This window comes from Moorena sp. SIO3E8 (assembly GCF_010692445.1).
GTDB lineage: Bacteria > Cyanobacteriota > Cyanobacteriia > Cyanobacteriales > Coleofasciculaceae > Moorena > Moorena bouillonii.
In genome coordinates, this window is record NZ_JAAHHM010000016.1 from 16,287 (window position 1) to 27,500 (window position 11,214).

The 11,214-nt window shown below is 43.2% G+C and carries 11 protein-coding genes and 1 pseudogene; 3 read left to right on the forward strand and 9 right to left on the reverse strand.

Annotation, left to right across the window (positions count from 1 at the left end; genetic code table 11):
- Nucleotides 1–7 precede the first annotated feature (7 nt).
- Complete coding sequence (locus tag F6K46_RS09140) at nucleotides 8–1,282, forward strand: sodium:proton antiporter (RefSeq protein WP_293055426.1); 1,275 nt, start codon at nucleotides 8–10, stop codon at nucleotides 1,280–1,282.
- On the opposite strand, the gene F6K46_RS09145 is transcribed toward F6K46_RS09140, so the two are convergent.
- The 3 genes from F6K46_RS09145 to F6K46_RS09155 all read right to left on the reverse strand — a co-directional run bounded on the left by F6K46_RS09145 (nucleotide 1,265) and on the right by F6K46_RS09155 (nucleotide 4,053).
- Complete coding sequence (locus F6K46_RS09145; protein WP_293116959.1) at nucleotides 1,265–1,396, reverse strand: hypothetical protein; 132 nt, start codon at nucleotides 1,394–1,396, stop codon at nucleotides 1,265–1,267. The genes F6K46_RS09140 and F6K46_RS09145 overlap by 18 nt on opposite strands.
- A gap of 280 nt (nucleotides 1,397–1,676) precedes the next feature.
- Nucleotides 1,677–2,948 (reverse strand): hypothetical protein, encoded by a 1,272-nt coding sequence (locus F6K46_RS09150; protein WP_075900613.1) that lies wholly within the window; start codon nucleotides 2,946–2,948, stop codon nucleotides 1,677–1,679.
- Between the two features lie 931 nt (nucleotides 2,949–3,879).
- Complete coding sequence (locus F6K46_RS09155) at nucleotides 3,880–4,053, reverse strand: hypothetical protein (protein ID WP_293055429.1); 174 nt, start codon at nucleotides 4,051–4,053, stop codon at nucleotides 3,880–3,882.
- 190 nt (nucleotides 4,054–4,243) lie between these two features.
- Here F6K46_RS09155 and F6K46_RS09160 point away from each other — a divergent pair.
- Both F6K46_RS09160 and dnaG read left to right on the forward strand, forming a co-directional pair.
- Nucleotides 4,244–4,429, forward strand: a pseudogene (locus tag F6K46_RS09160) (Uma2 family endonuclease); the annotation flags it as partial.
- Between the two features lie 94 nt (nucleotides 4,430–4,523).
- Nucleotides 4,524–6,482 (forward strand): DNA primase, encoded by a 1,959-nt coding sequence (gene dnaG, locus F6K46_RS09165; protein WP_293055431.1) that lies wholly within the window; start codon nucleotides 4,524–4,526, stop codon nucleotides 6,480–6,482.
- Between the two features lie 26 nt (nucleotides 6,483–6,508).
- On the opposite strand, the gene F6K46_RS09170 is transcribed toward dnaG, so the two are convergent.
- The 6 genes from F6K46_RS09170 to F6K46_RS09195 all read right to left on the reverse strand — a co-directional run bounded on the left by F6K46_RS09170 (nucleotide 6,509) and on the right by F6K46_RS09195 (nucleotide 11,042).
- Nucleotides 6,509–7,363: an ion channel gene (locus F6K46_RS09170; RefSeq protein WP_293055433.1), complete on the reverse strand. Its 855-nt coding sequence runs from the start codon at nucleotides 7,361–7,363 to the stop codon at nucleotides 6,509–6,511.
- A gap of 221 nt (nucleotides 7,364–7,584) precedes the next feature.
- Nucleotides 7,585–8,268, reverse strand: coding sequence for a hypothetical protein (locus tag F6K46_RS09175; protein WP_293055435.1), 684 nt, complete (start codon nucleotides 8,266–8,268; stop codon nucleotides 7,585–7,587).
- Between the two features lie 89 nt (nucleotides 8,269–8,357).
- The gene (locus tag F6K46_RS09180; protein WP_293055437.1) at nucleotides 8,358–8,597 is read right to left on the reverse strand and encodes a hypothetical protein; all 240 of its coding nucleotides are present in this window, start codon (nucleotides 8,595–8,597) and stop codon (nucleotides 8,358–8,360) included.
- Between the two features lie 37 nt (nucleotides 8,598–8,634).
- Complete coding sequence (locus F6K46_RS09185; RefSeq protein WP_293055439.1) at nucleotides 8,635–9,390, reverse strand: hypothetical protein; 756 nt, start codon at nucleotides 9,388–9,390, stop codon at nucleotides 8,635–8,637.
- Nucleotides 9,391–9,524: 134 nt separating this feature from the next.
- Nucleotides 9,525–10,310 (reverse strand): hypothetical protein, encoded by a 786-nt coding sequence (locus F6K46_RS09190; RefSeq protein WP_293055441.1) that lies wholly within the window; start codon nucleotides 10,308–10,310, stop codon nucleotides 9,525–9,527.
- 165 nt (nucleotides 10,311–10,475) lie between these two features.
- Entirely contained in the window at nucleotides 10,476–11,042 is a 567-nt protein-coding gene (locus tag F6K46_RS09195; RefSeq protein ID WP_293055443.1) for a tetratricopeptide repeat protein, read from the reverse strand.
- Nucleotides 11,043–11,214 lie beyond the last annotated feature (172 nt).

Sequence of the window (11,214 nt, forward strand, 5' to 3'; positions counted from 1 at the left end):
CAATTTCATGAACACTGAACTATTTGCGATTATTGCCCTATTTATCCTTGGCTTTGGTTTAATTTCTGGGCGTATTGAGAAAAGTGTGATTACTCCACCGATGGCTTTTGTTATCTTTGGAATTTTATTGAGTCCGCAATTGTTGGGTTTATTGAATCTGGAGGTAGAGCATGAGCTTGTTCGGATAATTGCTGAATTTACCTTGATTCTGGTTTTGTTCACTGATGCTTCTCGGATTAATCTTAAACTGTTGCGTCGAGACTACAATTTACCAGTACGTCTGTTAGGTATTGGTCTACCGCTGACAATTATCCTAGGAACAATTTTGGCAGTACTGTTGCTTGGAGGTAGGTTAGAATTCTGGGAAGCAGCAGCGTTGGCAACAATTCTGGCTCCCACTGATGCAGCTTTAGGACAAGCGGTGGTCAGCAGTCGGAGTGTTCCGATTTGTATTCGTCAATCCCTCAATGTTGAAAGTGGTTTGAATGATGGTATTTGCTTACCGATTCTATTAATTTTCCTCTCCTTAGCTGGAACAATGGAAGGGACGGGAACAGCAAGCTTTTGGTTTCGCTTTGCTGCTATGCAAGTGATTCTAGGGCCAATCGTTGGGGTAGCAGTTGGCTATATTGGCGGTTGGTTGGTGTCACAGAGTGTTCGCCGCAAGTGGATTACTCATAGTTTTGAAGATTTATCGGTATTAGGACTGTCCTTATGCGCTTATGCGATCGCAGAATTAGTGGGGGGAAATGGTTTTATTGCGGCGTTTTGTGCTGGCTTAACCCTAGGGAATACGGCTCCATCAATTTGTGATTGTTTGTATGAGTTTGGAGAAGCAGAGGGACAGTTGCTGGTGCTGCTGATTTTTATGATTTATGGCTCAATGATGGTGTTTCCTGCTCTGGATAGCGTCAATTGGCAGATGGTATTATACGCAATTGCTACTCTGACCATTGCTCGGATGGTAGGGGTTGCTATTAGCGTGATTGGCATGAAGTTGCGTTGGTATACTATCTTATTTCTGGGCTGGTTTGGACCAAGGGGAGTAGCTTCAATATTGTATGGTTTACTAATTTTAGAGGGGGATGGAATTCAGGGTAGTGAAGTTATTTTTAGTACTATGGTACTGACGGTGTTGATCAGTGTGTTTGCTCATGGTTTAACGGCTTTTCCAGGAGCTAACTGGTATGGTAACCGCATGGCAAGGTTTAAAGCTACCCATGAGATCCCAGAATTGATGCCACGGTCGGAAATGCCTGTTCGTTTATCTTGGCGTAAATGATAGGGAGTCGGGAGTCGGGAGTCGGGAGTCGGGAGTCGGGATTAGGGAGTCGGGAGTAGGCAAGCTAGCAATAGTTTTGGAACTTTGCAAGAGGTCTTTTGAGTAGACTACCAACTCTAACAGTAGCGGGATTTATTGTAGCCTTTGAGAAGCACCGAAAATCAGCTAAATAACGTTAAAAATTATTTGGAACAGGATAAAGATTATTCAACATTATTCAACCTCCCAACCTTCAACCTTTAACCTCCCAACCTTCAACCTTCAACCTCCCAACCTTCAACCTTCAACCTCCCAACCTTCAACCTTCAACCTCCCAACCTTCAACCTTCAACCTCCCAACCTTCAACCTTCAACCTCCCAACCTTCAACCTTTAACCTCCTAAGCTTCAACCTTTCATATCACAAAATTACTAGCATCATGTAGCTCAACAACATCAACATTTTCGAGAACCAGAAATATCTGACTTCCATCTGAGTTAGTATTTAAAGAAGGAAACGGAAATTCCTGTTCTAATTCCCTGAAAACCCCTTGATAATTGCTGTCATCAGAGCCATCTTTGTCAAATAAAACAACAGCATAATTGTCCTCTGAAGCAAAACTCAGAAAGCCCTGATTAATCGCATCCGCATAATTAGCAACTGTAATTCCGTTATTATTAAATAACTCAGTAAGAACAATTTTGTCACTTCCCACTTCAAAGTCGGTGATCTGATCGCCAGCATCTCGCTCTGAGGTGTAAACAAACTGATCATTACCACCACCACCAGTGAGCAGATCTCGACCTTGGAAACCAGTGATAATGTCATTGTTATCAGTACCAGTCAGCTTCTCACTACCTGCGGTGCCATTGATAATAGTTGGCTCAGGTAAGGTCAAGGGAGCCAAAATTAGGTCATTGTCGCTAGCTTCCTCAGCAAACTCACTCTTTACATCGACAATTGGTAACGTTTCTGTATTCGTTATTTCTGGAGTTAGGTTACCGGATGTAGCACTAATTGGTTCAGTAGACTGGAGTTCAAAGTTACCGAAACTGTAGCTAAGTACCCCTGTTACAGTACCGAGCTCGTCACCCACATTAACCATAGGAGAGGTGCCATTCAATAGAGTGTCATCAATCTGAATTCGCTCTGGATTGAAGTCACCATCACTAATAGCAATGCCATCACCTGGAACCGCCCAAATTTCACCAAAGCTATTGGTAGCAGAAACCGCTACAGCATTATTGATTTGCACCCGCATCCCTTCTAGGCTTTCGTAGAAGTCAGTTAAATCATCATCATCAATAATTTCTGTAGGTAGTGTACGGTCTTCACCGATAACCACTGCAGTAGGTAAAGAATTGTTCGATGATAAGACCCTAATATTAGTTAGGTTAGTAATTTGAGTCAGGGTTAAGTCATTGGAACGGTTACTAGGCCGAAATTCTTCGACATCACCACTCACTTGCACTTCGTCACCGATTCTGACTGTAGGAGTAGAATCGGTAAAGACAAAAATTCCGTCTGAGGTGGCATCATTATTATCTCCATAAGGGTCTTGTAGGTAGAAGCCGTTGCTCGCTACCCCAGTCACAATACCTGTAGTGATGACAGACTCACCAACAAATGGTGAGATATGACCTTCACCTTGGATGTCGTATATGGGACGTATGATTAGATTTGTCATATACCTACCTTTCTGTTTAGAACTAACTAGTAATCTCAGGGTGTTGTATTGGCTTTCAAACCAACGAATCTTTAGCTATTAGCTATCATTTCAGCCGTCACCTATCAGCGTTCAGCGAATCTATGCAATCCCTGATCAATAAACAGAGTAGAGACTTTATCTATTTTTAGATATTCCTATATAGCGTTTATTATTGTTATGAGGGATACAATATTTTTTACCTCTTACCTGTTCGCTCTTCCCTTTTCGCTGCTCCGTGCTCCCTGCTCCGTGCTCCCTGCTCCCTGCCTCCTATAAAGCCTAGGAAAAAGTACCTCAAACATCACTGATATTTGCTATATATTATGTAGATCTGTTAGCTATAATGTCTCTACATAATTTTTTTTTATGAGCAAGGCTTTAGTCAATTAATTATATTGATAATATGATGTTTAATTGTTAAAAATAAAAAAATAACAAGATAAAATACAATAATAAATATTAACTAAAAAAACAACAACTAAGCAGCTACTTATGATGGTACTTTATTTTTGCTGATATTGTAGTATTAATTGGCTGGTTGACTAGATTTTTATTTATCTAGCAAGACTTTTAAAAAAATTAATTGAATCAGGAAGGCATAGCAGTTGACAAGTTACCTTGAAATGGTTAAACAGATACACTCTAGCTGTAAAAATTCAGGGATCAGTTACGCTCTCCTAGTGATAAGCTAATTACCTTGCAAAACTGAGGGGGTGACAACAAGGCATTAAACTAGACAGGGTATGGGGTGACCGGGTGTGGGGTGTGGGGAAAATAGAAGCGATGCAGCTTCGGAACAGGGGGTTTCCCCGGAGACGAAACCTGATTACGTTGAGCCAAAATGGTTGGTAGGCTATGCAGATGCATGATTAAAACTTATTGATTAAGGCGAGCCTGTCTTACGGTAACTTCAAACCACTCGCGCAAAGCATGGCTGACAGCGATGCAGCGCGGTCTTGGGGAGGCAGTGCCGCCAAAGGGGGTTCCCCCCATGAGCAACTGCCGTGGTTTCCCCCACTCGCGCAAAGCATGGCTGACAGCGATGCAGCGCGGTCTTGGGGGTTTCCCCCATGAGCGACTGCATCAAGACAGCGAATTTGGAGTGAGCCATTGGATAACAATCGCTCCGAAACCTGATTTAACTGTCCCGTCGCCACTCCGCCAGCTCCTGATCTTTCCCCTCCTGGGAGGGGTTAGGGGTGGGTTCCCTACACCCATCACCCCACACCCGGTCACCCCGTAAAGCTTTTAAGGCTGTTTGTCACCCCGTCAGCTTGCAAAATAAAATGACCGAGTATATGGATAATGGGGCAAAGCTCGGCTGGCTGATAGACCGCAAGCATCGAGGGGTCTATGTTTATCGTCCTGGGATGGAAACCGAACGGTTAGACAATCCTGCTACTGTTAGCGGTGAGCCGGTTTTACCGGGTTTTGTGCTGAAGCTGGAGAAAATTTGGTAAGGCTAAACCATAGAACCTCAGGCATTTTCTGATTGGTGTGAGTATGGTGGCACAATTAAAAACACCCTGTTGATTGTAACCACGTAATCGAGCAATGAACATTCCACGGCTACACCCAAACACTATTGAAGCAGTTAAGGAACGGTCTGACATTGTGGATGTCATCTCGGAGCATGTGGTATTGCGCAAGCGTGGCAGAGACCATGTCGGTCTGTGCCCTTTCCATGAGGAAAAAACTCCCAGTTTCACGGTCAGTCCCTCTAAACAACTGTATTACTGCTTCGGCTGCCAAGCTGGAGGGAATGCGATTAAATTCCTGATGGAGATTGGCAAGCACTCCTTCTCAGATGTGGTGCTGGATTTGGCACAGCGCTACCAGGTGCCAGTCCAAACCCTCCAACCGGAACAGCGGGAGCAATTACAACGGCAACTTTCTCTACAAGAGCAACTCTACGAGATTCTGGCCTTAGCCACAGCTTTCTATCAACATGCCCTCAGACAACCCCAAGGACAGCAGGCCCTAGAGTACTTGCGCGGTAAAAGGGGTCTGAGTGAGGAAACTATCATTACTTTCGAGCTAGGGTATGCTCCAGCTAGTTGGCAAACCATTTACCGCTATCTGGTGGAACACAAACGGAAGCCAGTGAAGCTAGTTGAGCAAGCGGGATTGATTAAGCCTAGGGACAATGGTGGGTATTATGATGGCTTTCGCGATCGCATTATGATTCCCATCCACGACACCCAAGGTCGAGTGATTGGCTTTGGTGGTAGAAGTCTCGGGGATGAGCAACCGAAATACCTCAACTCTCCAGAAACTCCCCTGTTTGATAAAAGTAAAACCCTCTTTGCCCTAGATAAAGCTCGTAATGCCATTACCAAGCAAGACCAAGCTGTAGTGGTGGAAGGATATTTTGATGCGATCGCACTCCATGCTGCAGGAATTACTAATATAGTCGCCTCCCTTGGTACCGCTTTTAGTTTAGATCAAGTCCGGCAACTATCGCGCTATACTGAATCCAAGCAAATTGTGCTCAACTTTGATGCGGATGCTGCTGGTACCACTGCTGCCCAAAGAGCCATTGGAGAAATTGCTAACTTAGCTTACCAAGGACTTGTCCAGCTAAGGGTACTCAACCTACCGGATGGCAAAGATGCTGATGAATTCCTCAAATCTGCTCCTGACGCTACGGAAAAATACCAACAACTGTTGCTAAATGCTCCCTTGTGGCTGGATTGGCAGATTAATCAACTCCTGATTGGCAAAGACCTCCAACAAGCCAATCAATTTCAGCAAGTCGCCCAAGCAATGGTTAAGTTACTCAATCAACTGGATGACATTAATCAGCTCACTTATTATATTAACCACTGTGCTCAAATTCTCAGTCAAGGACAAGGTAAACTAGTCTCTCTCTACATCGAAAATTTCCAAACTCAACTCCAAAAACCCCTGAGAGCTGCCTTTAAGAAATCCTCACCTCGGTTAAAGAAACCGAAACAAAAGGGTAATCAAGACTCAAACCTACCTGTTGGTAAAGAACGCACGCTTTTAGAACGAGCCGAAGCCTTACTATTACGGATTTATTTACACTGTCCGGACTATCGACAAACAATTATTGATACTCTAGACCAGGGAGATTTACTGTTTAGTCTTTCTCATCATCGATTCTTGTGGCAACAAATTATTGAACTCCAAGGGATAGGCACACAATTTTACACTACCACCCCTGAACAGCTAATCTCCCGTTTACAAGACCGGAGTTTACAATTTCCTAGGGAAATGACTCAAGTAGCTCATCTATTTCATCTTGACGAAACCTGTACAGAAGATATTTTGCGAGCCCCGATGGTAATACAGGCAGCAGCAGCTTCTCTAGAAATAGTAGCTTTGGAAAAACATCGGCGCTATTGTTTAGAGCAATGGCAAAAAATTGACCTTAGTAATGATTGGCAAGGTAAGCAATACTATTGGCAGGAATGTCAAGATGCTAATCGTCGGCTTCTGGAATTAGAGAAGATACGTCAGGTGGGTATTTCAGATCTATTAAGTATGTAGCAGTTCTCAAACGCTATAAATTCCTATTACTTAACATCATGAAAGTGGCTATAATCAATAATTCTACTGCCGTCTGATTTGCTATGAAACATATCTACAAAACGCCTATCCCACAAAATTTCTGATGCGGTGTAAGAGTGACGAGTATGAATTGTTTGGGAAACCGTTTCATCAATACCAACTAAGGTGATAACAAGTGTGGCTTCCATTTCAGCGAGAGACTCTGCTGTTTCCCCATATAAAGGACTACTTTCATCAATCGGATGCATCACTGTCCAAGTTAGAGCAAAGCTAGGGGTTTGGCTACGCAACAGTTTGAGGTCGTAGAATCGACGCATGGATTCCCCTTCCAAGGTGACTTCATTGCGCAGCAAACTTACCCTGAGCTGAGCTTCCAGAATCCGATTATCCCGTTCATTGGCAGTGCGGAACATGAGGGTAGTGACCCCATTATGGGGCGCAATCACTGCCCTACGACTGAAGATGACTCTGGCAGTAGGGCGAGAGAAGCGGGCAAACATTAGTCCCGTTGCCATAGCTAGGGCCATCAAACCCACTAGAGCTTCTATGGTAACAATGACATTAGCATAGGAGGTCACGGGATACATGGCACCATAACCAATGGATGCCATGGTCTGAACGCTGAAGAAAAAGACATCGAAGAAAGCACCTGGACGGGCATTTTCAATACAATTTCCTCCAGCTAGGTACAATAATGCAAAGACGATGTTTATGGTTAAATAACAAACCGCAATTAGCCCGAAAAATATCGGCCAATTAACGGTCAGCATTATATGATAAGGGTCACGCCAATGGTTATGGGATGACCCTTTGATAATTACGTTTAATTGTCTAGGTCTAGTGCGTTTACCGATGCGCATCTTAGTTACTTTAAACTGGTTAATAGCAATTTTTGTTGAGAATTTTACCGTAAGCTATCAGCTATCAGCTCTCAGCTCTCAGGTTTTAGCTATTAGCTCTCAGCTTATGCTTCACAGGGTCGTTCGCACAGCGTGGCCAAAGGCCAAAGCCTGTGCCAAGATACGAGAACAGCTTTTGAATAAAATAAGCTGACCGCTGACTGCTGATTGCTGAGCGCTGACTATTTTTTTAAAATATTTATCGATTGATTGACTTGATTTATTAGTGTTTTACTATTAGCGTTTATTTTGAGATTTTGTAAAGCAGAAATAGCCTCTGTTTTTACCAGTTTGTTTTGAGAATTAGTTGCTAAGTCTTCCAATGAATCAACCGCCTGTTGCTTCACAGTAGTATCTTTAGACTCTTTCGCTACTGCTTCTATAGTTTGAATAGCATTTTTCTTAACCTGAAGGTCGGCGGAATTGTTTCCTAATGTTTTTATATCTTTAATAACCTCTTTTTGAACCTTGGTCTCTTTTGAGGTTATTGCTAATTTTTGATTAGCTGCCATCGTTGCTTGTATGGCTTGATTTTGTTGCTGCCTAGCTTCTTGAACTTCAAGGTTCAAATTAGTAATGGTTGATGCTGTGCTAAATACACTAGGGAAAAACAATCCCAACATTAAAGCTAAGCCAATTACCTTGAACTTGGATTTCCTAAATACTAAAACATCACTCAACAAAAAAGTCCCAATCACAGCACTAATCATACCTAGAAACAGGTTGGCTGGTAGCAAACACAAAAAGGAGCTACAAGCTGGGGGATTAACTGGTATACTAGAGGGCGGTTGTACTATTTCTAAGACTATTTTGGTTAAGCCACCAATAGCTCCAGGCGCTGCCACATAGGCACCTAGCTCATTCATGGTCATTTCTTCTGACGACGTGGCTTCTGGTTCATAGGCTTTAGAGATATTGGATTGAGGGTTATTCATCCTGATAATCTTTAAGTTTTCTAACTATATAATCTATAGCAAAGGGAGTCGGGAGTAGGGAGTAGGGAGTAGGGAGTAGACTGGTGGTGCGTTACGGGACGGCCTGTCCCAGGCGCGAAGAGGCGGAAAATCAGAGGCTTTCCGTCCCTAACGCACCCTACATGGCTATAGCAAAGGGAATCGGGAATCGGGAATCGGGAATCGGGAATCGGGAAAAGCGTTACGGGGCGACGCTGCTGACCGCTGACCGCTGACCGCACCTCAAGTAGCGTGCGCGTAGCGCATATGCTTACGGATTTATTCAGTCAGTTGACCACGGACTAATGCCCATCCTGTTGTAACCTGACCGTAAGCCCAGGTAGCGTAGGGAGCTATACATAACTTAATTAACCAGGGTATCACCATGATTACGCTAAATATAATCAGCCCCAATACCTTGCTCCCGATTTTCTGAATTCCGTTCACCAACTCCTGCACTCCTGCTACAATTTTTTGGGAATCTTCTCTAAGGGAATCGAGGTTAGGGATACCGCTGACAATAGTATTAAAAACCCTAAGTATTTCCAAATTATCTTTTAAAACTGCCTTGACCTGTTGCAAACCATCCACTTGTACTTCAAACCCAGGAATAGTAGGCATAGCCACTGAAACCTCTTTCATCTCGATATTCACCTTAGGAGGAAATCCACCCCCCAAGTTGACATCTGGTTTCACCGGAAGATTAACATCTGGGATGCCAAGATCAGGCAAACTCACTCCTGTAGGAATCTGTTCAACTATCTCGAAGGCTTCTTGCACTTCTGCGTTTACTGTTTTGATTGGTTCAAGGATATTAGCAATTTCCTCTTTTGCCTTCTGAGTACTTTCCTTAACCTCCACTAAGGTGTTATTGATTTCCACCAAAGGGCCACTAACCAGACTTTTGATGTCATATAAAATTGTTAAAAAAGTAATCAAAAATACCACTACTAGGATAATCGGTATTAAGGCATAGATAATCAGGATTATACCATTAAGTCGTTGCCTTAAACCACTGCTTTGATCAACTCTCATTTTCTTACCTCTATTATCTTATCTCTATTCAATTAATCACCTTGTCCAGCTAAAGCGGTTTATAGTCTCATGAACTACATATAATTTTTGTTTTTTTACCTCTTACCTGCTCCCTGCTCCCTGCTCCCTGCTCCCTATTGAGATACTCCCCTTAATAATTGCCATCCAGCAGTTACCTGAGGGGAAGCCCACTTGATGTATTTCACAACCAACCAGGGTAGTGAAAGTAGCACAGTCCCTACCAACAGGATGATCATAACCAATAGATTACGGCAAATTTTTTGAATGATTACTACTAACCCCTGCTCCCCAACAATTAGTCTTTGGTAATGGTCTCTAATCACTTCAATATTGGGAAGAATACCAATAACTTTATTTAAGCTGCGAATAATTTCAACATTATTAGTTAAAAGGGCTTTAGTTTGTTTTAGTCCTGATACACTAACCTTCGCCCCAGGAATATCAGGTAAAGCAACAGGTACCTTTTCAATTTCAACTCGCACCTTAGGAATCTTAAGAATAGGTTCTTTAGGAATCTTGGGAATATCAAATACGAACACAACTGGCTTTGTTAACTCCCTGCTGCTCAATTTAACTTTTGGTTTAATGGGCAGTTCTGCATCAGGAATCGGAATAGCCGGAAGCTCTATTACTTCAGGAATACTATCAATTGTTTCGACAGTTTTAGCGAGTTGTTTATCTATATTACCAATCGGTTCTATGGCACTACCAATAACATTTCCAGTTTGCTCTAACTTGCCACTGATAGTCACCAAAGCGCTATTGATTTTTTGTACTGGTTCAGCCACAAGACTCTTGATATCCAGCACAATCGTGGCTAAGGTGATAATAACTACTAATAGGTAAATAACTGGTATTAGGGCTTGGATAATCATCCCTATACCTCTAATTCTAGCCATGGTGAAAGTTAGCAGTAATTACGCTAACTTTCACTCTAGTACAAAGAGCTAAAGAGTGGCCTAACCACAAGCTAAGCTTGTGGTTAGGCCACTCTTTAGTAAGCATATGCGCTACGGGCATTAGCTGATAGCTGATAGCTTACGCTTTTGGAGTCCAGTTTTGCTTCACTGTTGCTGCAACGGTTTAACCTCTCCACGAGTGGGATAAAGCAATTGATGGCTCAAAGCACTGCGGTAAGCCTGCATCGCTCTGGTTTTATCCCCCAACGCCCACAAGGTTTTGCCTTGCCAGTAATAGGCCGAAGCTGGGTTATAGTCAATCAATGCTTGGGCGCGATCGCAAGCTTCTGTCCACCACTTGCGACTGCTAGGGTGATCACCAAGGGCCTGATAACTCTGAGCCAGCCACACAGCCGCTGGAACCGATTGTAGGTAACCGCCCTGTTCTGGTAACCTCTGCCATCCTTCTTCCAAAGCCTCTAGTGCTTCAAAATGTTTCCCCGCTAGGGCTAGGACACGACCATGGTGAAACCATGGTGATGCTAACTGGGGCATTAGTGCCACTGCCTTGGCACAAACACGACAGCCCTTAGTGGCATCATTAAAGTGTTCCACCAATACTTGCCCTGCTTTTGACCAAATACTCCAGGATTCTGGAAAATAATCCAGCATTTCTGTCACTAAAGGCTGTAAATCATCCAGTTTTCCCGCCGTTGGCAAAATCTCAGCCATCGCACGATATATTTCGCGATAGTTTGGGTACAATCCATAAGGGTGCGGCTCTTTTAAAAAGACAAAGAATAAGGTTTAGACAGGTATAGCAAGAGTAGGAGGAGCATTAGTAGAGCAACAAGCTTGAAAGAGTCGTTTCATTAAAGGAATACCATCAAGATACAAAGTTCGG